The following is a 25,293-nucleotide window of genomic DNA, read 5'->3' on the forward strand; positions in this document are numbered from 1 at the left end:
TAGGTATTGTAGAGTTTGGCAACAGCAGCACTAACAGTTTGGGAATCGGACATGATCAGGAATAACGCAGCACTCTTGAGTTTAGCGGATAGTGGATGATTAGGGCAAAGATTAGTATTGCTTATTTCCTGCTACTTATCCAACAGCAAAGTCAGTAAATTGGCGTTTATAAGGAGCGTAAAATCCTAATACAATATCTTCTTTAAGTACCCCAGCCGCGATTAATTCGTTAGCGATGCCGATTTCTGTACCATCTCTTTGTATCCAAATCTTTGTGTCTTTGATATCAACATGAATGATGACTCCATAAATTCTCCGTTGTTCTTTCCAGCCAATATTTAAGACTTGATAATGATGGCGTTCTGCATCAAACAATAATTGAACCTCTGTGCCATTAGCCACGTCGTTAGCGGAATGGTTACTTAAAATATCTTGAATGATTTGAGAGTAATTTATTCCTTCCATAAAACAATGTCCTGACTTAACGAATTAAATATTAAAAGTTTAATTTGATATTCTTTTAAAGAATCTTGAATAAATTGACGGGAGAAAAAGTCTTGGTATGTATCTTGGCTAATAGCTAGATATAAAAGGCGTTCTGGCTCTTCTTTTTTTAATGCTAGCCGATAATTCAGGGTTTGACCTAAAGCGAGATGAAATTCAGTTACTTCCGACGCACCTATAAAAGATTTAACTTCTACGGCTATTTTTTGACCTTGTTTTTGTGCGGCTAATAATCTTTCTGCTCCTAAATCCACAAAAAATTCAATGTCATCAACTTTCAGATGCAGTGGATCATGGGTAATGATCCAACCATCTTTTTCTAAAGCAGTGCGGACAGATTGATGAAATATATCTTTAGATGGCATAGGGAAATGGATAGGTATTGTAGAGTTTGGCAACAGCAGCACTAACAGTTTGGGAATCGGACATGATAAGTAAATCTTGGGGCAATTCTGAGTTTATCGAATCTCGGATGCTAATAAGCAATAAGGAGTAAAATTCAAGCCAATAGAATTAATAGCGTTGTATTACAGATGGTAGATTACGGTTTGTCGGGTAAAGTTGCCCTATTAACTGGTGTAAGCCGACACATGGGAATTGGTGCAGCGATCACTCATTGACTTGCTGCATCTGGAGCAAATATCTTTACGACTTATTATCGACCATACGATAAGCTGATGCCTTGGAGTAGCAATTTTCATGAGGCAGAAGAAATCATTGAGTCACTAAAATTACAAAGAGTCAAAGCCGCAGGGGTTGAGGTTAACTTGGCTGAGTCAGAAATGCCCAAAAAACTTTTTGACCACATTGAGGGCAGTCTGGGACAAGTGGATATTCTAATTAACAATGCCGCTCACGATCAACAAGCAGATATATACTCTTTATCATCCGAATTACTTGATACTCATTACACCGTAAATATTCGAGGTACTACATTGTTGTGTGGCGAATTTGCTAATCGCCATGATGGACGGACAGGAGGACGAATTATCAATCTTACCTCTGGTCAAAGTCTGGCTCCTATGCCCAAAAACTTACCATACGCTATTAGCAAAGGAGCAATAGAAGCGCTGACTCTAAATCTCAGTGCTAGCCTAGCAAGTAAAAATATTACTGTAAATGCCGTAGATCCTGGGGCAACAGATACAGGCTGGATGAGTAATGAAATCCGCTCAAAAATTGAGGAAAAAGCACCGTTTGGTCGTTTAGGTACACCAGCAGATGCCGCACGTATCATATTATTTCTCGCCTCATTGCAAGGACAGTGGATTACAGGGCAAATTATTCGTTCTAGAGGTGGACAGTAACTTCATTTCGCCGTTTTCTATAAGAATGCGATAATCCTCCCATGTCTTTGTTTTAACTCTGTCTTTATTTGTATGATTTACAACCAATCAGAGTTTAATTTACGCTGTGAGTGGGGGCCACAAGGAGTTGCTGAACTTGCTCCCATCAGTGATGTAGTTGTGATAGTTGACGTTCTCTCTTTTTCTACTTGTGTAGAAATTGCCACCAACAACGGCGCGATAATTTTTCCTTACGCATATAAAGATGAATCTGTCATAGATTATGCCAAATCAGTGCGAGCAGAGTTGGCAAGTCATAGACAACATTGGACTACAACAGGATATTCCCTTTCGCCAAAATCGGTAGTTCAGATTCCGGCTGGAACTAGATTAGTTTTACCGTCACCTAATGGTTCTTTTCTGACTTTACATACAGGGAATACACCAACTTTGGCTGGTTGCTTGCGAAACTGCCAAGCTGTGGCGCAGTTTGTTCAAAAGTATGGTGATAAAATCGCTGTGATTCCTGCCGGTGAGAGGTGGAAAGAAGATGGTAGCCTACGTCCTGCATTTGAAGATTTAATTGGTGCTGGGGCAATTCTGAGTTATTTAGATGGCAGTTTATCACCAGAAGCTGAAGTGGCTGTGGCAACATTTCAGGCTTTCCAGGAGGATTTACTGGGGTACTTGAAAAAATGCAGTTCTGGTAAAGAGTTGATTGAAAAAGGTTTTCAGTCAGATGTTGAACTGGCCGCCGCCTACAACGTTAGTGATTGCGTGCCTTTGTTTACTGATAATGCTTATATAAATTACAGGCTACAGGCTTAAGAGACTTCCAAATAAAAAATATCCCAAAACTGACACAAAAATCCTCTCTATTTCTCCTCTCTCTGTGTTCTCTGCGTCTCTGCGGTTAGTTTATTTCTTGGAAATCCCTAATTAAACGTCGCATTGATTGGTTTGACAGTATTTGGCATTATTTATAAACTCTTGCAACTTATGCAAGGGAATTATCTGCAATGATGACCCACCCTGTACCTCAGCAGCGATGTAAGCAAACTTTTGCCCGCGATAAAACTGGTCACGTCCAACTTTAGTGATATATCGGGACTTCTGGAAGTCATTGGCAATATTAAAATTATAAATATTTTGTAATAATTTCACTGCTTTGGCATTTTTTGTGGTGAATTTGAGGCTTGAGTCACCACTAACGGTTATTCCTTCTTTAGCCACTGTCCCATTTTGAGATGTGACATCAGCATAAAAGTATAATTTTCCCTTTGTACCCTCGTAGCCGTGGGCTTCGCTGTTGTATCTCAGAGTTGGTAGTTGAGGTCTGGTCTTTGCCCACTTAACAACGGTGTTGATGTTTTGCTCTGGAAGCGCATTTGCCGGAGTCACAGCTAAAATAATTGCGATCGCAGACAGGGTAGCATTGAATAAATAGTTAAATTTAAAACTTTTGTACATAGTATTTTTACTGGATGAAAATACTGATATTTAGAGATTAAACCGCCACAAATTAAGAATTACTTCCAGCGCGGTGTCAGTTGGAAGTATAAATTTATCAGTAGCAAAAACAACTTAACATCGACTAATGGCTACTGTCCAGTGACTAGGAAGCAGGGAAGTCGAGGAGAAATTAAACAAGTCGTTCAAAGAAGTACAGTTTTATAACGGGGATTTAGCGCTGCATTGCGGGGACAGTGGTCTCCCCCGCCGCAGGATGCGCGATCAGAAGCGCTGTAGAGGAGCAACGCAAGCAAGACAGACCCCGTCCACATACTTGCTTTTTTATTGAACCAGGGAACTTAAACCCACCAAATTTGTTAAATTTATCAAGAGCAAACGCTTTGAGAGCAACTGGATGACGGTATGGAGAAAAAAAGAAATCGGTAGACAGTTCTCAAATGACTACTTGGTTACAAAACTTATATTTTCTCTCAGGCAAACCGGGGTATGCACTTCTAAGATTGGATACATTCAAGATAGAGGTTCTACACACTTCTTAATAAACCAGCCTTGAGAACGCAAAACGTTCTAATCTAAAAGCTAACTGGGTTAATTTACTGGCAGTTTTGCAGGCAGTACTCTCAAAGTCATAAAGCATAGACACACCGATGTGTCAAGCCTCAAAGCTACCCAGATTTAACATATTAACGATTATGATGGGAGTTTTAGAAATCCGATGAGTGTTAAGGCGAGTGGTGGAAGCTCAGTTGCGCGTCCGCAACTATATCAAACCCTAACTGTAGCCACAATTACCCAAGCAGACCAGCAAGACCGCTTTTTGGGAAATGGTGAACTAAATGAACTAGCAAGCTATTTTGCATCTGGTGCAAAGCGTCTAGAAATTTCTCAGACGCTGACGGATAATGCCGAGATTATCGTATCTCGCGCTGCCAACCGGATTTTTGTCGGTGGTTCGCCAATGGCTTTTTTAGAAAAGCCCAGAGAAATAGAAATAGTACCTGTTAGTGCTGGTGCTAATGTTCAGCAAGGGATGCAACTGGGAACTGTAACCTACGTTGAAAGTCGTGGTGGGTTCCTAGAAAATTTACGCTCAATCTTTAACTCATCCCCCAGCGGCCCGACACCTCCGGGTTTCAGACCAATTAACATTGCTCGTTACGGCCCGAGCAACATGGCCAAGAGCTTGCGGGATTTATCCTGGTTCTTGCGCTACGCTACTTATGCGATCGTTGCTGGCGACCCCAACATCATAGCGGTGAATACACGGGGTTTGCGGGAAATAATTGAAAATGCCTGCTCTGGTGAAGCAACGCTAGTAGCTTTGCAGGAAATCAAAGCCGGGTCACTTTCCTTTTTCCGCAACGATGCTGAGGCTACAGAAATTGTGTCTCAGTATATGGATGTTTTGTTAACCGAATTCAAAGCAGCCACACCTTCAAATAAAGTGCGCCAACGCCCCTCTGGCGACCAGCAAGGGTTGCAACTGCCGCAAATTTACTTTAATGCCGCAGAACGACGTCCCAAGTATGTGATGAAGACTGGGTTGTCAGCTAGCGAAAAAAATGAGGTCATCAAAGCTGCATATCGGCAAATCTTTGAGCGTGACATTACCCGTGCTTATAGCTTGTCCATATCTGATCTGGAATCCAAGGTGAAGAATGGCGACATCTCCATGAAGGAGTTTGTCCGTCGTCTAACTAAATCTCCCCTTTACCAAAAACAGTTTTACCAGCCTTTTATTAACAGCCGAGTCATCGAACTGGCTTTCCGTCACATTCTGGGACGGGGGCCAAGTAGCCGCGAAGAAGTACAAAAATACTTCTCGATTATTTCTAACGGTGGTCTAGCAGCCTTGGTAGATGCCTTAGTAGATTCTGCTGAATACGGCGACTATTTTGGCGAAGAAACAGTGCCCTACCTCCGGGGTCTGGGTCAAGAAGCACAAGAATGTCGCAACTGGGGGCCGCAGCAAGACCTGTTTAACTACAGTGCGCCTTTCCGCAAGATACCTCAGTTTCTTACCACATTTGCTGCTTACGATCAACCCCTACCAGACCAGCATCCTTACGGTTCTGGTAATGACCCCTTGGAAATTCAGTTTGGGGCGATTTTCCCGAAAGAAACTCGCAACCCTAGCACCAGTCCGGCTCCTTTTGGCAAGGATACCAAACGCATCTTGATTCACCAAGGAGCAGGGATTAATAACCAAAATAGTAATCCCAAGGCGCGGGGGGAAGCTCCTGGTACTCTTGGGCCCAAGGTGTTCAAGTTAGATCAACTGCCTGGTACTATTGGTAAAAAGGCAGCCAAAGGTTCTAGCGTCAGATTCTCTGAAAGCTCCACGCAAGCATTGATTAAAGCTGCTTACCTGCAAGTTTTCGGTCGTGATCTTTACGAAGGTCAGCGCCCGAAGGTATTGGAAATCAAGCTGGAAAACGGCGATATCTCTGTGCGGGAGTTTATCCGTGCTTTGGCTAAGTCGGATGTATTCCGCAATCTGTACTGGTCATCGCTGTATGTTTGTAAAGCGATCGAGTATATTCACCGCCGCTTGTTGGGTCGTCCGACCTATGGCCGTCAAGAAATCAACAAGTACTTTGACATCGCTGCCAAACAGGGCTTTTACGCGGTGGTTGATGCGATTATTAACAGCGTAGAATACAACGAAGCCTTTGGTGAAGATACAATTCCTTACGAACGGTATCTGACTCCTGGTGGTGTAGCAGGGCGACAATTGCGCGTTGGTAGCATTGGCGAAGATATCGGCATCAAAGTCCAGAAGGAAGTAACGCCGAGCTTTGTGACACTGGGTACAGTCACAGAAAAGCGGTCAGAACCAGATATTCAGTTCCGCATTAACCAAGGTGTCAGCAAGCAACGAGAACAAACCAAAATCTTCAAGCTGGTGTCCAATATCAGTGACAAAGTTGCAGTGCAAACTTTGATTAGTGCTGCATATCGTCAGATTTTTGAGCGGGATATTGCACCCTACATCGCCAAAAACGAATTTACAAAATGGGAAAGCAAGCTGGGGAATGGCGAAATCAGCGTCAAGGAATTTATTGAAGGTTTGGGTTACTCTAACCTCTACCTGAAAGAATTCTACACACCTTACCCCAACACCAAAGTGATTGAGTTGGGAACCAAACACTTCCTGGGACGTGCGCCACTAGACCAAGCAGAAATCCGCAAGTATAACCAGATTTTGGCTACTCAAGGGATTCGTGCCTTTATTGCTGCTTTGGTAAATAGTGTGGAATATAACGAGGTATTTGGTGAAGATACGGTGCCTTACCGTCGCTTCCCGACCCTACCTGCGGCAAACTTCCCGAATACGGAGAAGCTGTACAACCAGCTTACCAAGCAAAACGATGACGTAGTTGTGCCGAGCTTTAAACCAGTGCAACCGCGCGTAGGAGTTAGTAACGATACTCCGCTTTTGGTGCAGGCGATCGCAGATATAGCAGCGCAAGCAAATGGTCTAAACCAGAGCCAGCCCTCATTTGCTGAACTGGGCCGTTCCTACAACGATGGTAGCGGACAATCCGTGGAACTAGCTGTACGTAAACATGCACGCATTTATCGTCTAACGGAAAGCACCAACCAAGCCGAAAGACAACAGGCAATCAACGCTATTTACCGTCAAGTGTTGGATGTATTTAGCGGTGAAGTGCCTGATAATTTCCGCCGTACTGATCTAGACAACAAACTCCAGAATGGTGAAATTTCCGTCCGCGAGTTTGTGCGTGAACTAGCCAGTTCCGAAATCTATCGCCAGCGCTTCTTATCACCTTATCCTCATGCCAAGGTGGTTGAGTTCCTCTTCCGTCACCTGTTGGGGCGTACACCCGCAACTCAGGAAGAAATTCGCCACTATAACCAACTGCTAACCGATCGCGGTTTCTCATCTGCTGTAGAAGCAATAATCGAAAGTCCAGAATATAGCCGCTACTTCGGTGAAGATGTTGTGCCTTACAACCGCTTCCCCTCACTGATGGCAGGTAACAACCTCGGCAGTGTCGGGGTTGATTAGGGAGTAGGGAGTAGGGAATAGGGAACAGGTACAGATTATTTGCTGTTCCCTGTCCCCTGTGCCCCGATCAAGATGTTGTGCCTTACAACCGCTTCCCATCACTGATGGCAGGTAACAACCTCGGCAGTGTCGGGGTTGATTAGGGAGTAGGGAGTAGGGAATAGGGAACAGGTACAAATTATTTGCTGTTCCCTGTCCCCTGTGGCCTTCGTAACCTTTCGTAATACCGCTCTCAGTTTGCAGCTAAAACAGTAAATTCTGAAAAGCAATATTACAAAGTGTTAAGAACAGTCATAAATGCTCAACAGAATACCGGAAAATGTTTTGCGGAAGGTAATTGAGTTTAAAAGCTTGTCTACTTATGTTGACTCAGGCAAACTCGTAATTTATTAGCCGTAGCAGTTATGAAACTGTTGTGTCTAAAACGACGAGAAAATAAACTCAGTAACCCAAATTTAAAGTCGCACCAGTTTAATCAAATCCTGGTTTCATTCGTATTGGAGGAATCCATTAATGAGTATCGTCACGAAAGCTATCGTGAATGCTGATGCAGAAGCCCGCTATCTCAGCCCTGGTGAGTTAGATCGGATCAAATCCTTTGTTGCAAGTGGTGAGCGCCGTGTACGGATTGCTCAAGTTTTGTCAGAAAACCGGGAACGACTGGTTAAGCAAGCTGGCGATCAACTGTTCCAAAAGCGTCCTGATGTTGTGTCTCCTGGTGGGAACGCTTACGGTCAAGAATTGACTGCTACTTGTCTGCGTGACCTAGATTACTACCTCCGTCTCGTTACCTACGGTATCGTTTCTGGTGATGTTACACCTATTGAAGAAATTGGTGTTATCGGTGTCCGTGAAATGTACAAGTCCTTGGGAACTCCTATCGATGGTGTTGCTGAAGGTATTCGTGGGTTGAAGAATGTCTCTGCTACCTTGCTGTCTGGTGAAGACGCTGCGGAAGCAGGTAACTACTTCGACTACCTAGTTGGCGCCCTACTGTAGGGTGAAGCTGTTTACCTACAAAAAACAGAAGTATTGCAATACGGTTGGAAATAAGGAATTAACAACATGGCTCAAGACGCAATTACCGCTGTCATAAACTCCGCAGACGTTCAAGGTAAGTACCTAGACTCTTCTGCTTTAGAGAAGCTAAAAAGCTATTTCTCCACTGGCGAACTGCGGGTACGTGCTGCTAGCACCATCAGCGCCAACGCTGCTGCGATCGTCAAAGAAGCTGTAGCAAAATCTTTGCTATACTCTGACATCACCCGTCCCGGCGGCAACATGTATACTACCCGCCGTTATGCTGCTTGCATCCGTGACTTGGACTACTACCTCCGCTATGCTACCTACGCTATGTTAGCTGGCGATCCTTCCATTTTGGATGAGCGTGTACTAAATGGCTTGAAGGAAACCTACAACTCCTTAGGTGTTCCCGTTGGCGCTACCGTGCAAGCTATCCAAGCAATTAAACAAGTAACCGCTAGTTTGGTTGGTTCTGACGCTGGTAAGGAAATGGGTGTTTACTTAGACTATATCTCTTCTGGCTTAAGCTAAGAGCTAGTTTGCGCTTAAGAATTTAGGTGCGGCTTTATTAAGGTCTGGAAATCAACCGTGAGTGCTAGAACGTTATATTGCTTATCTTGGTAAATTATCAGTGATGAGTGTTGGTGGTCTAGTATTGATGTTTGATTTCCAGCCTTTGAATAATTAAAAGATTTGCACTCAAGATTTTGAGATAAAAAAAGTTTTCACAAAATATACAGGAGATTTTCAGAATATGTCCCGTTTGTTTAAAATTACTGCTCTAGTCCCCAGCCAAACCCGAGTTCGTACCCAACGCGAACTGCAAAATACTTACTTCACTAAGCTAGTTCCCTATGAGAACTGGTTCCGCGAACAGCAACGTATTCAAAAAGCAGGCGGCAAAATTATCAAGGTGGAACTAGCAACTGGTAAGCAAGGTGCTAATACTGGCTTGTCGTAATTCTGTAAATAGAATGTTATTTTAGGGAATTGGTAAGAGGTCGAAAAAGACCTCTTTTTTGTTGAGAATTGATAGTATAAGAAATCTGGTAATTAAGTATTTAATAAATAACACCGTGATTCCTCTCAGCCCAACTCTGACAGATGAGTTGGCTATGCATCCAACCGCATGGATTACGTTCTCCACACTCGTTGCAAATTCGGAAGTATTGCTCATTGCTTAGAAGTTCAGAGATTTTTGTATCAACCTCCTTGGATGGTGCATCAGCTTTAAGCCTCATAGCTAACTCCCAGATTGATGTAGGTGTGTATGAATTTTTCCAGGTTATTTTGCAGACAAGTACGTTTGTACTGCCCTTTTCTTGCTCGACTTTGATTAAGCTAAGGAATTGTTGGCGCTACTCCTTTACCCAAAAAATCCCTGATCTTTTTTGAAGTCCATATTGATGTGGATGATAGTCATGCAGCGAAGCTAGCAGCAGTGATTGAACCTCAGATTACCATGAATGAGGAAGATATCAAGATAAAGCTGGCTATTGCAGAAGCTATGGATGCCCGTCTCCAATTTTTTAACGGTATCCAGCGCCAAGTCTCTAAATATAGCTTCTATCCTGATTCATGGCTACCTTTTGATGAATCGCTGTAGTTAGTCTGTCAACCTTAAATTGATGGGTAAAGAAGTTCGTAGTAAGGACTAAAGTGCTTATTTTTTAAGCCCTAAAGTGCTTACTACAAACTTTTCATTATTAGCTGGGTAAAAGTAATAAGTGAAAATACGGTTGTAATAACGAGTATTTATAGCATTAAAATACAAACAGTTTTCCCTATTTTTTTCTGTTTTTAAAGCTGTAATAAAACATTTTAAGATTTGATTACAGAAAATTTTGTCATTTAAATAAGCCTTTTAAGAAATTAGTTGTCGAGCTTTGGGCAAATTCACAAAGCAAAATTAGGTGCAGCAAGAGGAGGCTTCTATGTACGGATTAGTGAATAAGGCGATTCAAGATATGGTGTGCAGTCGCTTTGGCGAAGATACTTGGAAAAAAATCAAGCACAAAGCAGAGGTGGATGTAGATGTATTCCTCAGTATGGAGGGCTATCCCGATGACATCACCCACAAGCTGGTAAAAGCTGCTAGTGCCATTCTCAGTTTACCTCCCTCACAGATTATGCAAGCTTTTGGAGAATTTTGGGTTCAGTACACAGCCCAAGAAGGCTATGGCGAAATGATGGATATGAGTGGAGATACACTACCTGATTTTTTAGAAAACCTTGATAATCTTCATGCTCGTGTGGGAGTTATCTTTCCTAAACTCCAACCCCCATCATTTGAGTGTACTGATATGGAGGAAAATTCTCTGAGCTTACATTATCGCTCTGATAGAGAAGGGTTAACGCCAATGATTATTGGACTAGTTAAAGGATTGGGAACCAAATTTGATACAGAAGTTGAGATTACCCAAACCCAGAGTCGAGATGAGGGTGCTGAACATGATGAATTTTTAGTGATTTATAAACCAAATTGAATGCAGTAGCATGGCTCCTCCTCACCTTACACTTTCGCCAGAGTTACTGGCGAAAGCTTTTCCCTTCCACTTTGCCTTTAACCGTAATCGGGAAATTGTACAAGCTGGTGATGTTTTCGGGCGCATTTGTCCTGAACCGCTAGTTGGTAAATTGATTGAGCAGCATTTCCAGATTAATCGTCCAAAAATTTTGGTCGATTTTGATGCTATTACTAAACAGTCCCGCGCTCTGTTCATATTAGAGTTTATCCACAATGGAATGCATCTCAAGGGTCAGATGATGTATCAACCAGAGCAGGAGGTAATATTTTTTTTAGGTTCTCCCTGGATTACAGATACAACTAGCCTGGCTCCTCTGGGTATCAAACTCAAAGACTTTGCAATTCACGACCCAATTGTTGATTTCCTGTTTCTACTGCAAGCTCAGAATACTGCTTTGGTTGATGCCAAAAAGTTAACAAGTGAACTGAAACAGCAAAGGGCACAACTACAGAGTGCGCTACAAATGAAGGAGAATTTAGCGGAAGCTGAAGCTCAGTCTAAAAAATTGGAAAAATCCCTCCGGGAGCTACAGCAAACTCAAGCCCAATTAGTCCAGGCTGAGAAAATGTCCAGTCTGGGACAGTTAGTTGCAGGAGTTGCTCACGAAATTAACAATCCTGTTAACTTTATTTACGGAAATTTGAAATATGCAAAGGATTATACGCAGTGTTTGCTGAACCTTGTGCATCTTTACCAGCAATTTTATACCAATCCTGTACCAAAAATTCAAGAATACATTAAGGAAATTGAGTTAGATTTTTTACTAGATGATTTGCCCAAAATCCTAAATTCGATGGAAGTAGGAGCCGAACGAATTTCTGAAATTGTCTTGTCCCTGCGGAATTTCTCTCGTCTTGATGAAGCGGAAAAGAAAAGAGTTGATATTCACCAGGGACTGGATAGTACTTTGCTGATTTTACAGAGTCGCTTCAAGAATAGTCTTGATCATCCTGGGATCAAAGTAGTGAAAAACTATGGAAATTTACCTTTAGTAGATTGCTACCCTGGCCAACTCAATCAAGTATTCATGAATATTATCAGTAATGCAATCGATGCGCTCGATGACTATGATAGTAAACGCCCGATCGCAGAAATTGACGCTAATCCTAATAAAATTACAATTACTACGGAAGTCATCGAAACCAAATGTGTTATCCGAATTGCTGATAATGGTTCAGGAATAACAGAAGCAGTTAAGGAACGACTATTTGATCCATTTTTCACAACTAAGCCTGTAGGTAAGGGTACAGGCTTAGGTTTATCAATTAGCTATCAGATTGTAGTTGAAAAACATGGGGGAACACTCAAATGTGTATCAGAACCTGGACAAGGGACTGAGTTCTGGATTGAAATTCCTCTATCTATGGAAAGGCAAGCAGTTAATTACGTCAAATCATTAAGTTTAATTAAATAAATAGCCTCAGAATCCGGCTTATTTTTTGAGCGATCGCTCTTAGCTCGACTTTATCCGACAAAAACTCTCGCTTTTTGGCAAATACTTTTTCCGCACCATAGATTATCGATGAAACTCAAAAAGTAAAACTACTGTCCCGCACATGTTTCAGCGTTAGATTTTGGGTTTGACAAAAATGGATAAAGTCGCTCTTAACTATCTCATTCAGGAATTACCAATACTTAATTTAAAGTAAGTCATTTATCCAAAAATTATAGTATAAAAAAAACACCTTGTAATTGCTGAGTAGCGATGCCAACTCTACCAGACGCACTGTTAGGTCGGTGGGCATAGCGATGCCAACTCTTCTCCCAAGGGGAGACGCTACGCGAAGGAGACGCTACGCGTAGCTTGCTTCCACGTTCGCGTAGCGTCCCGCAGGGAAGTGGTACGGCGGGCATGGCCAACGCAATTTGCCAGAAATGTTGAACTAGCGGTGTATTGGAGTTGACAACTTTAAGATTTATGGTTGTAAAGCCTACTTATAAGTTATAAGTTATGATTTATGAGTTTTATTTTTAACTCCTAATTCCTAACTTTTTACCTGTACTGATCGTGAATCTACGCCGTCTGATTCCAATTTTTGATATTTCCGTTTCCAACTGGGCATTAGAAGCGCGGTTATTGCGGTGGTTAACATTGATTTGGCTGTTCGCTGGGTTAATCATGCTATTTTCAGCATCCTATCCCGTCGCTGACGCCCGTCAACATGATGGGTTGTACTACTTTAAGCGTCAACTGCTTTGGGTGTTAGTTTCCTTAATCGGATTCAATATTATTGTTAATTTGCCGTTGCAGAAAATTTTGGGACTATCCCATTGGTTTTTGTTGCTGTTTTTGGGGTTAATTTTTGTCACACTGATCCCAGGATTGGGAAAAAAGGCTTTTGATGCAGCGCGTTGGATAGCGATCGGGCCAATTCCGATTCAACCTTCAGAATTAATTAAACCCTTTTTGGTGCTACAAAGTGCGCGGCTTTTTGGTCAGTGGGAACGAATCAGTTGGCGGGTTCGCTTGGCTTGGTTGGGTATTTTCGGTCTGGTACTTTTAGGAATTCTTGCTCAACCTAACTTGAGTACAACAGCACTTTGCGGTATGACTATTTGGCTAATTGCTTTAGCATCTGGCTTACCTTACAAGTACCTGGGAGGAACAGCAATTGGCGGAGTCATGTTGGCAATACTCAGTATTAGTATTAAAGAGTATCAGCGTAAGCGGGTGATGTCATTCCTCAATCCGTGGGCGGATGCTACAGGAGATGGCTACCAGTTGGTGCAAAGTTTACTAGCCGTGGGTTCTGGTAGAACTTGGGGTTCAGGATATGGGCTTTCTCAACAAAAGCTGTTTTATTTACCAATTCAGGATACCGATTTTATTTTTGCCGTGTTCGCTGAAGAGTTTGGCTTTGTTGGCAGTATGGTGTTGTTAGCACTTTTAGCTACATTCGCCACTCTTGGATTAATTGTGGCGCTGAAGGCTAAAAATACAGTACATCGATTAGTAGCGATCGGCGTGACGATTTTGATGGTAGGACAATCATTGCTCCACATCGGTGTTGCTACAGGTTCTTTACCGACTACTGGCTTACCTTTGCCCATGTTTAGTTATGGTGGTAATTCCATGATTGCCAGCTTAATCGCTGCTGGGTTGCTGATTCGGGTAGCACGCGAGAGTAGTGAAGCTGAGGTAGTACCGTTGCGGAAACCCTTGTTGGAAAATGGGCGCAGACGCCGGGGTTTTCAAAAAAATAGGAATTGAGCTAACAAAAGCTTTTTGCAGGAATTAAATAGATTATGAAAGACCTAAAACAAACAATAATCAGCTACTCCAGCAGAGACCTCGAACAGCGCAAAAATTGGTATTCTCCAGCAGCAGAAGCTTACAATAAGGCAAGACCCCACTATCCTAAAGATTTGATTGAGCAAGTTGTGGAAGTTGCTCAACTCTCCACTGACTCAAAAATTCTGGAAGTTGGATGTGGCCCTGGAACTGCAACGGTAGCGTTCGCTCCGTTGGGTTGCTCTATAATCTGCTTAGAACCAAACCCAGATTTTTTCCAGTTAGCTCAACAGAATTGTCAACCGTATTCCCATGTAGAGATTCACAACACATCTTTTGAAGAGTGGAAACTCAAGCCATTTGAATTTGATGCCGTCTTAGCAGCGAGTTCTTTTCATTGGATATCACCAGAAGTTGGATATCCAAAAGCAGCGAATGCCCTAAAAGAGAATGGCTACCTGATTTTGTTGTGGAATAAGGAACTTCAACCTAGCTACGAAGTGTATCAAAGCTTATCGCAAGTCTATCAACTACATACTCCATCTCTTGACCGATATGAAGGCCAAGAAACTCAAGAATATATCTTGAGACAATTAGGAAGTATGGCCATTGATTCGGGAAAATTCAAAGACTTGATATCTGGACAAGTTATATCAGAAGTAACTTATACTGTTGATGAATATTTAACACTTTTGAACACTTACTCGCCATACATAAAATTAGATCCACATAACAAAGAGTCTTTATTTTCGGGGTTGAGGCATCGCATAGAAGATGATTTTGGAGGCAGTCTTCAACTTTCATATATCTCTGCTTTTCACATCGGACAAAAAGTTATCTCAGAGGTAAGGGAGTCTTAAATGGGCTATTGCTAGGTGGGAGAGTAGGTGGAATTGGGTTAATGCTATCGCTGTCATTATTGGCAGTTACCTCAGATGAGATAGGAGTATCACCTGGACGAAAGGCTAGCATTAATAACACTTTTTTCCATGCTATTATTTATAATATTTTATTACTTTGGATGGCTAAGATTATGAAAAAATTAATATCTGCAAAAACATCACAATAGTTCTTTTGGTTTGATTATTCAAATGTATATATTCAATATTGTGTAATAAATTTGTCAATTTATAAAAGTCATTTTCAGTAAAGCTATATATTCAAAACCAAATTGATCAATTGAATATCTGGCACGATCTCAACGAAACTTGAGAAACCGCGTTTATGGGCGAAAAATCTGGGTGCATCCCAGTTTTTATTTTCCAACTAAGTCGAACGCTGCCTACCCCACAAGTATTAGTAATTTATTTGTTGGAAATCCCTTAATTAAAATTAGCGATCGCTATGGTGAGCGACCCTAAAGCACTTCTTCAAAACTCAAATGGGTGGGCAAGATGCCCGCCCATTTTTGTTACCTTCTGATTATTGTAAATTTTGGATAAGCCAATTGCTTATGACTGGTCTAACCGCCGTTGCCATTCAGCGTCAATTTGTGCAGAACGCTCAACTTCCTGGTCGAGTAAGTCAGTTTCGCTAGAATACACTAAATCTTCGTTGCCAATGACTTTTTCTGTTGCAAATTGTTGAGCATAGTCGATTTTTTGTTGCAAAGGTGCATCAGGACTTGCCAATAACCTTGCTCTGGAAATGCGATCGCGGTTGCGATCAACAATTTTGCGATTACGCCACCGAATCCAGAAATAACGCAATAACGGTATGCCTAAGAAACCTGCTCCGTAAGCCAATAGTAGCCAATAAATTCCTTGCACAAAACCGACAAAAGCTGCCAGATCACCTAATCGGGCGACAACTGTTCCATCTCTCAACAAACTTCCCAGTACTAAAGCACCAACAAAATTTAGTACACCCAACCCAGCACTCAGCATAATTTGCCCGGAACTTGCGCCACTAAAACGCCAGGGAAATTCCTCCAAGTGATCTGATATTGCATGACGGCGCTTTTTAACTGCACTCACCTGCAACTCTGGGAAGTAATAAACAATTTGCCCTTCTGGACTTACCTCCGGTTGCCCATTAAATCGCGTCAGAACGGGCAGCATATAATCTTCGTACTCTCTTGTATATCCCTCGCCAATGTCATCCAAATATGGAGCAATTTGTTCCGCTACCACTGCACCACGGTTACTCCGAATCACCGTAGCAATTTCTTGCCAGCGACGTTCTTCTAAGTTGGCGTTAGGATTACCATCGCCAAACAAAAACGAAAACACAGCTTCAAAGAAATTCAGATCGCTTTCTTGCCGCCTTTCACGTCGCCGTTCCTGGTAGTGGGCGTCATAATTTGGGCTAAGATACCAGAATAAATTTGGAAAATAGAAGAACCCCCCACCACCAAAATTACTACCCCGATTGTTGCCGTTACGGTCTGAATTGGTAGAGGTAATAATAATGTAGATGGTAACAGTTATCAGGACGATGGAAACTGTCAAGAAAATTCCAAAAGAAATGCGAATCAGGTAAAACAGAACACTCCAGACCTTTTTCCACCATTCCTGCAATCGTAACCGGAAGTATTTATTACGCAAAATTGCTCGAAAATTTGGTGGAAAAAGGTAAACTATATCACCGGAATCCGCTACCTGCAAATGTCCCCCAGCATCAGATGCCAGGGCTAACAAGCTTTGATTAGCTTCAGCGACATTCAATCCTGCCTGGGTTGCCACATCTCCAACGGTGACACGGTAACCCAGCTGTTCCACAGCTTGCATGATGGTGGGACTGGGAGCCATTGCTCTCCTCTCCTGTTGAAACTTATTCCCGTTTTCTTAAGTATAAAGTTTTATTTTGAGCGGCTTGCCAGGGGCAGAAATAACAATTCAAAATTCAAAATAGTTTCAGACTCTTATTTAAACCGCAACTGTAGCAAGATCCGCGCAAGGTAACTAAGCCAAGTCGGAGCCACTCAGCCTCCGAGCTACGTGTTGACGTTGCGGGTCTTAAAACCTTTAATCTACGATAAACCAACAAATAACCTGACACGCAACATGTTATAATTATTTGCTTCAGCTTGGTTAACCAGCAAATTTTCTGCTCAAATATGGTTCAGTACACTCTCGCTCAAAGCCCAGAAATTCTCCTTACTGTTTCTGGAAAAGATTCAGCCAAAGCCCGTGACAAAGCAATGGATCAGTTGATGGAACTGATGGATGCAGGTAAGCTACCCACGGAACTGGAAGAAGGATTTAGCCCTCAACAATTAATTGAGGTTAAAGAGTCAACTATTGATACTGCTAGCGGTGAGGATACGATCACACAAGCTGTCCAGGTTCTGAGTAACCTGGCCACGCTCAAGCTGAAAGTTCAAGAATCACGATCTGAAGCCTTGGAAATTCGCAAAGCAGTTGATGTTCTGTTCACGGACGATTCGGTGACAGAAGAGGAAATTACTCGACTCAAAGAAGGTTTTAAAGTTCTCAAAAATTTTGCTCAAGCTAATGTGCGTTACCAGGAAGCGCGATCTAAAGCAGAACAGGCTCGGCAGACTCTGGATCAAGCTCTCAAATCGCCTGACAAGTAACATTTACAAAATTAGATGCATTTAGACGCATCTTAAACAATTCGCAATTCGCAATTACGTTTTGTAACCGGGATTTTACATTAGGCGTTCAATTCGTGCTGCCGTCATTAGGCAGGGGAATTAAACCCTTAAACTTTGTTAAAAATGTAATTAATTAAATACTCTAAAAGACAGGCTGTTGTGCCTGTCTTTAGATTTACTGGGGCGCTAGGATTCGAACCCAGGAATGGCGAGACCAAAACCCGCTGCCTTACCACTTGGCGACGCCCCAACGACTTTACTCTAGTTAATATAACACTTAGTCCTGGGTTAATGTCAAGTAGTTTAATAGCTGATTTCAGATAATCGGTTTTTACAGCAGGACATTAATTGGTCAGAACCGTTGTACTTAGACTATTTCATCACTTTGGAGTGAACCCTTGAATCAACGTTTGGCTGTATCCTCGAACTCATGTTAATTTATCCGATAGTGATCAAACGTTAACGGACAAAATTGTGCGATCGCAATTCCTTTGGATCTAAAATCTGCTTTACTTGATGATCAACGCCTTCGGGGACACACTATTTATTTTTATTGATGACTTGTTGGTAAATTGTCATTAACTGCTGATAATTAGCTTCAGGAGCATACTTAGTCTCATAAACCTGGCGAGCATTTTTGCCCATAGTTCTCATAGCTTCAGGATGAGTGGTTGCCCATTCTATTTTGGCTGCTATATCCGTATGATTACCTGCTTCAAAATGTAACCCAGTTACTCCATCCTCGACAATTTCTACCATACTACCTAATTTGGACACCACTACGGGTAGACCGCAGGCAAAAGCTTCAGCGATAGTTAAGGGAAAACCCTCGTACCAAATGGAAGGAAATACTAAAAACCGTGCATTTTGCATTAGTGCCAACACTGTTGGCTTATCCTGAAAGCCTAAAAATTCGATGAAATTTTCGGAACGGGTATTTTTAATCTGTTGCTGTAACTTTTGGCGGCAAGGGCCATCACCGACAATTTTTAGTGGTGTGCATAACTTCTTTTGTACATAGGCATCAATTAAAACAGAAACTCCCTTTTCTTCAGACAATCTACCAACAAAAAGTAAGTAGTCACTATGTTCACCATTTTGGTTTCGAGAATCTGGAGCAAACACAAAATTAGGTTTGATGTACAACTTTTCTGCCGGCAGTCCAGCCTGTAACATTTTGTCTTTTTGAAATTGGGTAAAGACAATATAAGCATCTACCTGTTCTTGCCAAGTACCACGCAACCGATGCCAGCTGTTCATTGCCGCTATAACCGAGCTTTGTAGACGTGAGTCGCGGTAGCAGCCATGTACAACACTAGACCACGGCACTGTTTGTCCAAAGCAATCCACACAAACCTTTGCATTTCTAAAAGGCATTGCTTTGGGACAAGCAAGCCGATAGTTGTGAAGAGTTTGGACAATACTTAGCCCATACTCCCGACAAGCATCATATATGGAAGGAGAGAGTAGAGGAAAAAAGTTATGTACATGGACGACATCAGGGCGGAGTTGGGAAATTTTGATCCGAACTTGTTGTTTTCCTGAATATGAGTAAATTGCATTAATAGCAGTTGTAACTTTATCACAGGTATTTTTAATGTCACGATTACTGACTTCCAGTAAAGATACGTGATGATCATTCGCTTTCAGTAAGGATTGTTCAGCTTTTACTACTCCATCCTCACCGCCTGCAAGTCGATAACGGTTATGTATCAACAGCACTTTCATGCAGTTAACTCTCTGAATAGTGGAACGAAAGAACCAACTAGTAGATCATGCAAAGCAATTACACCCTGATTTACAGTAGTTTTACTGTTCTATAGCCAGTTATTCTACAATCCGTGACACTACAGCCAATTTTCGATGGAATTTAATTAGTTTTTTATGTATGCTACCACTTCTGAGGGAAGCTCCTACCAGTATCGTAAAGGAGCTATTGAGAAGATATATACTATGAGGTTATCACTAATCATCGCTAGAGCCATAGTTCTAACTCAATTTCAAGCAGGATTTATTCTGCGTTGAAATTTCTTCGTAGAGTTGAATCAACTGCTTCCCCTTACTTTCCCAACTGAAAGTCTCCCTCACCCTCTTCTGCCCGGCTTTACCCATTAATAATCTTTGCTCTGGGTTACTAGCTAAATACGTCATAGCCTTAGTAATATCACTTACTACTTGCTCAGGTGTATTCGCCTTAATTTTAAAACCAGTTTCCTCTGTAACCTGAACAGATGGCCCTCCTAAATCTAGGCAAATCACTGGTCGCCCTGCTGCCATTGCCTCTAAACACACAAATCCTCCAGATTCATGCAAGCTGGGATGAACTAACACATGGCAGTTCTGTATTTTACTCCATGTATGTTCGCGAGGTAGATTACCTAAAAACTTGACTTGTTTAGTAATATTCAGATATTGAGTTAATATTTCTAGCTGTTTGCGTTCAAATCCTTCTCCGACAATCCAATACTCAGCATTATGTAGATTTGCTTGGGCAAATGCTGCTAATCCCAAATGAAACCCTTTCCAGTGCAAAAGTCTACCTACGCTAATAAACCGAATTGTAGAATCGTCGAGAATTACGGAATCTGAAAGGTATGCTATTTCATCCTTAGATAAACCTAATGGAGAATAAATTTGGACATTTTTTGTGCCCACTTGGCGTAAGCGTTTAGCTGTATCTTCTGTGGTAGCGCGGGCTAAGACACTTTGTTTTGCAGTCAGGTGAACTAAGGGATCACACTCCCCTATCCAGCGAGCCAAATTTCGCAAAACCTCGTATATCTTCCCACGGAAACTAAAATCTTTCCAAAAACTTTTGGGAAATGATTCCCCGCCACCAACTGGCCCCCAAATGAAAGGAACTGGTAGCAGTGAAATTAAACTAGGGCTTGAATACCTCACATAAGTTACATGATGTAGGATATCAAAGTCAGTCTGCTTGTGAAGTGAGCGACTGATAAAATACGCCCAAATTTGCCAAAGGTAATAATGAACATAAACCCCCCATTTTTTTCCCATTCTCTGATGGCCCCAGTCTATGATCCAGCCTAGAGGATCTAAGTAAACAACGTGCAAGTTGGGCAGGGGGTTACGTGCTAGTTCAGCTTCAAGACCTTGACAGTGACAGTTCGATGTCAGTACCCAGATTTGGTGATACTTGCTTACCTCCCTAACAACATTCCAACCTACTCCTGGTTCAGAACCCTTTCCAGGTTCACAAGCATATGCACAAATGAGAATTTTTAATTGTTTCATGCCCGACATTTCCTTAATGCCGCTAATATAGTTCCAATTAATTTTGGAGTTATCTAACTAAGGTAGGGCATACCGGAAGTTAAAGCTTTTCTTTTTTACTAGAGGCTGCGCCAACGAGACTCTACGCGAAGGGGAAAGAACCACCTCTGGTTTAGATACTGCAAGTGGTCTAAGTTAAGTGGACTCGTTGAACCAAGAATCTCCGTGGCTTTTAGCTAGCAGAGTATCAAACAATGCAAGAATTGAAGAATTGAAGAATTGAAGAAAAGAAAAGAGCAATCAAGTCAGGGGCAAGTCATTTAATTTTAGATTTTGCCCTTTCCTTTTCCTTAATCCCCAGTCTCGTGAAGGAAGACCGCCGCAATCCGACTTGATGATAGTAGTTGCTTCGTAGCCAGCCAGATAAATAGGGGAATAGTCTTGGCATAGCGGCCGCAAAGTCGGCGCGGTTCTTGAATCCATCGATACAGCCATTCAAGCCCTAAGTCTCGAACTATCCGGGGTGCCCGCTTGTGAATTCCTGCATAAACTGGGAAAACTCCACCCAGTCCAATCATTACAGCTTGTATCTTACCCTTATGTTGAGCTATCCAATTTTCTTGCTTAGGACATCCCAGAGACACTAAGACGGCGCTAGCACCGCTAGAATTAATCTTTTGAATCAAAGCATCGTCTTCAGTTTCACTCAAGGGACGAAAAGGTAGAGGTTCCATCGCCGAAATCTTTATCTGCGGAAATTCCTGCTCTAACCTTTTTCGCATCCTAGAAAGAATTTCTGTTTGGGAACCTAGAAAGAAAATACTAAGATTTTGTGTTTGAGTTAGCTGACACAATGCTAGGAAAATATCCATCCCTGCCACACGGTCTTGGTAAAGCGCTCCCATTTTTCGCATCATCCATACCAGAGGCATACCATCAGGAGTAACTATATCTGCATTTCGTAATACGGTGGCAAACTCTGGATGCCAATGAGCTTCAATCAGCATGTGTACATTGGCTACATATACAGTTTTACTCTCACGCCTATTCGCCCACTTCACTATTGTTTGTACCTGGTCGTCAAAGCGCAAAGCAGTAATAGGAAAATCAAGCACTTTTTTAGTAGGTAGAAGCACTCTCGCCACAATCAATAACTCCTGTGTCCAATAAAAAAATCCATAGATTGCCTAGACCAATCCGAATATTGAAGAATTCGCATTGGATTACTCCTGACTTTTTGTAGGCTTGTGCCATCGTTGGAAGTTAACACATGGAGATGCAATTGTCTTGTTAGTATACTTTCGACTTAATCGGTAATAAGCTGAAAAACATCTAAATTGCATAACCTAATTAAACCTAACTCTTGTGGGGTGGGCATCTTGCCCGCCCTAATTATGCAAGTTAAATGTGGAACAGCTTACTATAATTATTAGCTGTTGTGTCCTAGCTTACCGTCTTAACCAAGGGATTTCAGACGCTGCTTGGCAAAATTCATACTTCCTTTATAATTAATTTTTGATTTGTTCATGCAAGCATTACAATTGCGATAAATTCCTATGGATATGTCTTGTACTGGGTAGTATTTACTACAAAACTAATTTGGCATCGAAGTAAAATATCAGACACTAAGCCTGCTGATTTTCATACGTAAGTATACGCTTAAGAGGTTTAATTTAAATTAGTATATTTTAAAGAATGGCTAATAATTTTATCTGATGAATTTCCAAATTTATTACAGATTTAATTTAGTCTATATATATTGAAAAATCCCTAAATTTTATTTTTTCTGAAATAAAAGCCCAAAAAACAAGGGGAAGATAAACTTATCTTCCCCGGCTTTATTGTTTTTGTTGTTGTCTAGTTTGTTGCTTTCCTTGAGTCTTTGGCGTAACATTTGCCTTTGCTTTTTCAATTGCCGCTTCCTCGCAGAACCGCCTCTACCTTTATCATTCCTGCCTTCTTTACGGGGAGATTCCCATCTTTTCAGGCGCATAGGTTTTTAACCTCTCTACTAATTGTTTGGTAGTGGGCAGGAGGAGAATCGAACTCCTATGACCGTAAGGCCGCCACATTTTGAGTGTGGTGCGTCTACCAATTCCGCCACCCGCCCTTATATCCAATCTTAACTATTATACTCTAATTGAGGGATTTTGTAACAAGTCTGAAAATTAATTCTCAAAGTTTTGCTGGAATAAATAATAGCTCTAATAATTCTAAGGCTTAAAGGCATGGCAGCGTCAATAAACTAGGGTCAATATCCTGTAGTTTTGCACAGCCGCTAAGTGCCATTCCCAGATTTAACTCATCTTGTAGCAGTGAGATGACATGAGATACACCGGGTTGCCCTGCTACTGCTAGTCCCCACAAAATGGGTCGTCCAATCAGTACCGCTTTTGCTCCTAATGCCAGAGCTTTGAGAATGTCTGTGCCCCTACGAATGCCTCCATCCAACAGTACTTCTAGTTTACCATCCACTGCTGCTACTATTTCAGCTAGGGCATCTAAAGAAGCGATCGCACCATCGAGTTGTCTGCCACCATGATTAGAAACAACAATTGCTTTGGCTCCATATTCTACAGCCCGAACGGCATCATCTCCCCGTAAAATGCCTTTGATGACTAAAGGTAGTGGAGATAAAGACTGCAACCATTCCAAATCATGCCAAGTTACTGCTGGGTTTAGCTGTTGGGCAAAATAGGTAAATAATCCAGATTCGCCTTTTTCATGGGAAATATCTAGCCCTGAGATGGTGGCGAGATTAGCCAGATGTAAGTCTAGGGGTAAGGCAAATTCGTTACGTCTATCTCTCTCCCGTTGTCCGAGAACAGGTGCATCTACAGTTAGACAAAGTGCTTTGTAGCCTGCTTTATAGGCTTTTTCTACCAAAGCACGAGTTAATCCCCGATCTTTATGCATGTAAAGCTGGAACCATCGCAGAGAATCTGGAAATTTATCACACGCAGTCGCCACTTCTTCAATGCTTTTTGTTGCCATTGTACTTAACACCATGCCCACACCAGCTGAGGCGGCAGCTATGGCTGTGGCAACTTCTCCGTCTGGATGGGCTAGACATTGAAAAGCCATCGGTGCAATTAACAAAGGGAGTTGCAGGGGTTGTCCTAAAATGGAGGTAGTTAGATTGCAATCGCTAACATCGACTAATACACGAGGTCGCAGCTTGACTCGCTCAAAGGCAGCACGATTATCCCGCAATGTGATTTCATCCCAAGCACCACTGCTATAATAATCAACGGTTATTTGAGACAGATGCTCTTTTGCAAGCTTTTCGTACTCAAAGAGGTTAATGGGTTGAAAGCGATCGCCGTTGGGTACAACTGTCATGGTAGAGGTTGTGCGTTAAGCAATGGGATGTTTTTTAATCCGATTGTCCGAGTAATTATCGATTTCTTAGTAAAGCTGGAAAACCTAGTATCTCCGACTAAGTTCTTCTAAAGGAACCTATTTAATAATTCTTCCCTGGATAGTTGCAGTAATAAAGGAGTAAATTCCTCTGGAGATAATGCCAATAAAGCTTCAGTAATTCCTCTTAGTTCTGCATCTAAAGAACCGAAGCGAACTTGCAACAAATTCTCTATAACATTACGACGTTCTACTTGAATTCCTTCTTGAATTCCTTCTTGAATTCCTTCTTGAATTCCTTCTTGAATTCCTTCTTGTTTAACTTCTGCTAATTTTTGCTCGTAAATAGGTGATAAGCGCATAATTAAATCTCTATCCTCCTCGTCTATATTTTGATTGAATTCTAAGGTAGTCTTTAAATTCAATAATAAATCAATTGCTTTGGAACGTAAGGGATTATTTTGGGGAAGTGCTTCTAGTTCGTCTATAGCTTGTTGCTGGACTCTTCCCTTACCTAAAATTCTCAACCATAGTGTTTCTTCTGTACACGGTAATTGGTGAATTACCACAATTGCTGTTCTAAAATAATCCCCTAAAAAATGTACTCCTATTCCCCAATTTTTTTCATCTATGTTAGTTCTGAAACCATCCAATATAGATTCAGAAGCCGTAGGTGACAAAATCCATAAACGTGGTAATTCTGATTCTGCAAGCCGAGTTTTATCACCTTTCGCTTGGCGTTTTACTTCGGCAAAGATATCAAACAACTTATTTATGCAACTGCGGATCTCCGCAATTGTAGCTGCATTTCTAAATGGTTCAACTAATGCAGGTTCAGCCGCAAATTTTCCTAACAGCCCTAATTCTATTGTATTTGTCGATTGGGGTGGAGGTACAAAATAAACATCAATCTCTCGGATTTGAGCCGGAACTTTCCGACTTGTTTCCACTTCTCCCAATGGTTGTAACAATTCTTTGAGATAATCTTTGGCAAACTGGTCGTAAGGAAACCTGGTCATTAGCTGATTTTTTGGCTGTATCAGCATTTTACATCACAGTCA

Annotated in this window: 22 protein-coding genes, 2 tRNA genes and 1 pseudogene; 12 read left to right on the forward strand and 13 right to left on the reverse strand. The window is 41.7% G+C overall.

Annotated features, from left to right (window positions below):
• Nucleotides 1–135: 135 nt before the first annotated feature.
• A complete protein-coding gene (locus tag HWQ23_RS09250; protein WP_292826770.1) occupies nt 136–465 on the reverse strand; it encodes a XisI protein in 330 nt (109 codons plus the stop codon).
• Nucleotides 453–869: a XisH family protein gene (locus HWQ23_RS09255; protein ID WP_292826773.1), complete on the reverse strand. Its 417-nt coding sequence runs from the start codon at nt 867–869 to the stop codon at nt 453–455. Before HWQ23_RS09255 ends, HWQ23_RS09250 begins: the two co-directional genes overlap by 13 nt.
• A 312-nt stretch (nt 870–1,181) precedes the next feature.
• On the opposite strand from HWQ23_RS09255, the gene HWQ23_RS09260 reads away from it, so the two are divergent.
• Nucleotides 1,182–1,811: an SDR family oxidoreductase gene (locus HWQ23_RS09260; RefSeq protein ID WP_292826776.1), complete on the forward strand. Its 630-nt coding sequence runs from the start codon at nt 1,182–1,184 to the stop codon at nt 1,809–1,811.
• Nucleotides 1,812–1,883: 72 nt separating this feature from the next.
• Nucleotides 1,884–2,618, forward strand: a complete 735-nt coding sequence (locus HWQ23_RS09265; RefSeq protein WP_292826779.1) for a 2-phosphosulfolactate phosphatase — start codon at nt 1,884–1,886, stop codon at nt 2,616–2,618.
• Between the two features lie 111 nt (nt 2,619–2,729).
• Here the strand turns inward: HWQ23_RS09265 and HWQ23_RS09270 are convergent, their stop codons facing one another.
• The gene (locus tag HWQ23_RS09270) at nt 2,730–3,260 is read right to left on the reverse strand and encodes a hypothetical protein (RefSeq protein WP_292826782.1); all 531 of its coding nucleotides are present in this window, start codon (nt 3,258–3,260) and stop codon (nt 2,730–2,732) included.
• A 718-nt stretch (nt 3,261–3,978) separates the two neighbouring features.
• Between HWQ23_RS09270 and HWQ23_RS09275 the strand changes: the two are divergent.
• From HWQ23_RS09275 to HWQ23_RS09305, 7 genes and pseudogenes are all read left to right on the forward strand, one after another.
• Nucleotides 3,979–7,284 (forward strand): annotated as a pseudogene (locus HWQ23_RS09275) (phycobilisome rod-core linker polypeptide); the annotation flags it as partial.
• Nucleotides 7,285–7,809: 525 nt separating this feature from the next.
• Nucleotides 7,810–8,295: an allophycocyanin subunit alpha gene (gene apcA / locus HWQ23_RS09280; protein ID WP_292826785.1), complete on the forward strand. Its 486-nt coding sequence runs from the start codon at nt 7,810–7,812 to the stop codon at nt 8,293–8,295.
• Nucleotides 8,296–8,361: 66 nt separating this feature from the next.
• The gene (apcB, locus tag HWQ23_RS09285) at nt 8,362–8,850 is read left to right on the forward strand and encodes an allophycocyanin subunit beta (protein WP_292801661.1); all 489 of its coding nucleotides are present in this window, start codon (nt 8,362–8,364) and stop codon (nt 8,848–8,850) included.
• Nucleotides 8,851–9,073: 223 nt separating this feature from the next.
• Complete coding sequence (locus HWQ23_RS09290) at nt 9,074–9,280, forward strand: phycobilisome linker polypeptide (RefSeq protein WP_292826788.1); 207 nt, start codon at nt 9,074–9,076, stop codon at nt 9,278–9,280.
• Between the two features lie 447 nt (nt 9,281–9,727).
• On the forward strand, nt 9,728–9,925 hold the full coding sequence (locus tag HWQ23_RS09295) for a hypothetical protein (RefSeq protein WP_292826791.1): 198 nt from the start codon (nt 9,728–9,730) through the stop codon (nt 9,923–9,925).
• A 328-nt stretch (nt 9,926–10,253) separates the two neighbouring features.
• Nucleotides 10,254–10,805, forward strand: coding sequence for a heme NO-binding domain-containing protein (locus HWQ23_RS09300; RefSeq protein ID WP_292826794.1), 552 nt, complete (start codon nt 10,254–10,256; stop codon nt 10,803–10,805).
• A 10-nt stretch (nt 10,806–10,815) separates the two neighbouring features.
• Nucleotides 10,816–12,261: a sensor histidine kinase gene (locus HWQ23_RS09305; protein ID WP_292826797.1), complete on the forward strand. Its 1,446-nt coding sequence runs from the start codon at nt 10,816–10,818 to the stop codon at nt 12,259–12,261.
• A gap of 251 nt (nt 12,262–12,512) precedes the next feature.
• Here the strand turns inward: HWQ23_RS09305 and HWQ23_RS09310 are convergent, their stop codons facing one another.
• Nucleotides 12,513–12,701 (reverse strand): hypothetical protein, encoded by a 189-nt coding sequence (locus tag HWQ23_RS09310; RefSeq protein ID WP_292826800.1) that lies wholly within the window; start codon nt 12,699–12,701, stop codon nt 12,513–12,515.
• A gap of 154 nt (nt 12,702–12,855) precedes the next feature.
• On the opposite strand from HWQ23_RS09310, the gene HWQ23_RS09315 reads away from it, so the two are divergent.
• Together HWQ23_RS09315 and HWQ23_RS09320 are read left to right on the forward strand one after the other, a co-directional pair.
• Entirely contained in the window at nt 12,856–14,058 is a 1,203-nt protein-coding gene (locus HWQ23_RS09315) for an FtsW/RodA/SpoVE family cell cycle protein (protein ID WP_292826803.1), read from the forward strand.
• Nucleotides 14,059–14,093: 35 nt separating this feature from the next.
• Nucleotides 14,094–14,939, forward strand: coding sequence for a class I SAM-dependent methyltransferase (locus HWQ23_RS09320; protein WP_292826806.1), 846 nt, complete (start codon nt 14,094–14,096; stop codon nt 14,937–14,939).
• Between the two features lie 591 nt (nt 14,940–15,530).
• Here the strand turns inward: HWQ23_RS09320 and HWQ23_RS09325 are convergent.
• Entirely contained in the window at nt 15,531–16,829 is a 1,299-nt protein-coding gene (locus tag HWQ23_RS09325; protein WP_292826809.1) for a hypothetical protein, read from the reverse strand.
• 308 nt (nt 16,830–17,137) lie between these two features.
• Between HWQ23_RS09325 and HWQ23_RS09330 the strand changes: the two genes are divergently transcribed.
• Nucleotides 17,138–17,617: a hypothetical protein gene (locus HWQ23_RS09330; protein ID WP_292826812.1), complete on the forward strand. Its 480-nt coding sequence runs from the start codon at nt 17,138–17,140 to the stop codon at nt 17,615–17,617.
• A gap of 199 nt (nt 17,618–17,816) precedes the next feature.
• Here HWQ23_RS09330 and HWQ23_RS09335 read toward each other — a convergent pair.
• The 8 genes from HWQ23_RS09335 to HWQ23_RS09370 all read right to left on the reverse strand — a co-directional run bounded on the left by HWQ23_RS09335 (nt 17,817) and on the right by HWQ23_RS09370 (nt 25,251).
• Nucleotides 17,817–17,888: transfer RNA gene (locus HWQ23_RS09335), tRNA-Gln, on the reverse strand.
• 290 nt (nt 17,889–18,178) lie between these two features.
• Nucleotides 18,179–19,366, reverse strand: a complete 1,188-nt coding sequence (locus HWQ23_RS09340) for a glycosyltransferase family 4 protein (protein WP_292826815.1) — start codon at nt 19,364–19,366, stop codon at nt 18,179–18,181.
• A gap of 261 nt (nt 19,367–19,627) precedes the next feature.
• Entirely contained in the window at nt 19,628–20,893 is a 1,266-nt protein-coding gene (locus tag HWQ23_RS09345) for a glycosyltransferase family 4 protein (RefSeq protein WP_292826818.1), read from the reverse strand.
• Between the two features lie 329 nt (nt 20,894–21,222).
• On the reverse strand, nt 21,223–22,020 hold the full coding sequence (locus HWQ23_RS09350; protein ID WP_292827130.1) for a WecB/TagA/CpsF family glycosyltransferase: 798 nt from the start codon (nt 22,018–22,020) through the stop codon (nt 21,223–21,225).
• A gap of 629 nt (nt 22,021–22,649) precedes the next feature.
• Nucleotides 22,650–22,865 (reverse strand): hypothetical protein, encoded by a 216-nt coding sequence (locus tag HWQ23_RS09355; protein ID WP_292826821.1) that lies wholly within the window; start codon nt 22,863–22,865, stop codon nt 22,650–22,652.
• Between the two features lie 33 nt (nt 22,866–22,898).
• A tRNA-Leu gene (locus HWQ23_RS09360) sits at nt 22,899–22,982 on the reverse strand.
• A gap of 110 nt (nt 22,983–23,092) precedes the next feature.
• A complete protein-coding gene (locus HWQ23_RS09365; RefSeq protein WP_292826824.1) occupies nt 23,093–24,214 on the reverse strand; it encodes an alpha-hydroxy acid oxidase in 1,122 nt (373 codons plus the stop codon).
• A gap of 107 nt (nt 24,215–24,321) precedes the next feature.
• On the reverse strand, nt 24,322–25,251 hold the full coding sequence (locus HWQ23_RS09370) for an RpnC/YadD family protein (protein ID WP_292826826.1): 930 nt from the start codon (nt 25,249–25,251) through the stop codon (nt 24,322–24,324).
• Nucleotides 25,252–25,293: the final 42 nt, after the last annotated feature.

The organism is Nostoc sp. JL33 (assembly GCF_017114985.1).
Lineage (GTDB): Bacteria > Cyanobacteriota > Cyanobacteriia > Cyanobacteriales > Nostocaceae > Nostoc.

What these genes read in the sequence shown, in the direction of transcription:
- HWQ23_RS09250 (WP_292826770.1), bottom strand. Translation starts at nt 465, where the DNA reads ATGGAAGGAATAAATTACTCTCAAATCATTCAAGATATTTTAAGTAAC.
- HWQ23_RS09255 (WP_292826773.1), bottom strand. Translation starts at nt 869, where the DNA reads ATGCCATCTAAAGATATATTTCATCAATCTGTCCGCACTGCTTTAGAA.
- HWQ23_RS09260 (WP_292826776.1), top strand. Translation starts at nt 1,182, where the DNA reads ATGCCTTGGAGTAGCAATTTTCATGAGGCAGAAGAAATCATTGAGTCA.
- HWQ23_RS09265 (WP_292826779.1), top strand. Translation starts at nt 1,884, where the DNA reads ATGATTTACAACCAATCAGAGTTTAATTTACGCTGTGAGTGGGGGCCA.
- HWQ23_RS09270 (WP_292826782.1), bottom strand. Translation starts at nt 3,260, where the DNA reads ATGTACAAAAGTTTTAAATTTAACTATTTATTCAATGCTACCCTGTCT.
- apcA (WP_292826785.1), top strand. Translation starts at nt 7,810, where the DNA reads ATGAGTATCGTCACGAAAGCTATCGTGAATGCTGATGCAGAAGCCCGC.
- apcB (WP_292801661.1), top strand. Translation starts at nt 8,362, where the DNA reads ATGGCTCAAGACGCAATTACCGCTGTCATAAACTCCGCAGACGTTCAA.
- HWQ23_RS09290 (WP_292826788.1), top strand. Translation starts at nt 9,074, where the DNA reads ATGTCCCGTTTGTTTAAAATTACTGCTCTAGTCCCCAGCCAAACCCGA.
- HWQ23_RS09300 (WP_292826794.1), top strand. Translation starts at nt 10,254, where the DNA reads ATGTACGGATTAGTGAATAAGGCGATTCAAGATATGGTGTGCAGTCGC.
- HWQ23_RS09305 (WP_292826797.1), top strand. Translation starts at nt 10,816, where the DNA reads ATGGCTCCTCCTCACCTTACACTTTCGCCAGAGTTACTGGCGAAAGCT.
- HWQ23_RS09310 (WP_292826800.1), bottom strand. Translation starts at nt 12,701, where the DNA reads ATGCCCGCCGTACCACTTCCCTGCGGGACGCTACGCGAACGTGGAAGC.
- HWQ23_RS09320 (WP_292826806.1), top strand. Translation starts at nt 14,094, where the DNA reads ATGAAAGACCTAAAACAAACAATAATCAGCTACTCCAGCAGAGACCTC.
- HWQ23_RS09325 (WP_292826809.1), bottom strand. Translation starts at nt 16,829, where the DNA reads ATGGCTCCCAGTCCCACCATCATGCAAGCTGTGGAACAGCTGGGTTAC.
- HWQ23_RS09330 (WP_292826812.1), top strand. Translation starts at nt 17,138, where the DNA reads ATGGTTCAGTACACTCTCGCTCAAAGCCCAGAAATTCTCCTTACTGTT.
- HWQ23_RS09340 (WP_292826815.1), bottom strand. Translation starts at nt 19,366, where the DNA reads ATGAAAGTGCTGTTGATACATAACCGTTATCGACTTGCAGGCGGTGAG.
- HWQ23_RS09345 (WP_292826818.1), bottom strand. Translation starts at nt 20,893, where the DNA reads ATGAAACAATTAAAAATTCTCATTTGTGCATATGCTTGTGAACCTGGA.
- HWQ23_RS09355 (WP_292826821.1), bottom strand. Translation starts at nt 22,865, where the DNA reads ATGCGCCTGAAAAGATGGGAATCTCCCCGTAAAGAAGGCAGGAATGAT.
- HWQ23_RS09365 (WP_292826824.1), bottom strand. Translation starts at nt 24,214, where the DNA reads ATGACAGTTGTACCCAACGGCGATCGCTTTCAACCCATTAACCTCTTT.
- HWQ23_RS09370 (WP_292826826.1), bottom strand. Translation starts at nt 25,251, where the DNA reads ATGACCAGGTTTCCTTACGACCAGTTTGCCAAAGATTATCTCAAAGAA.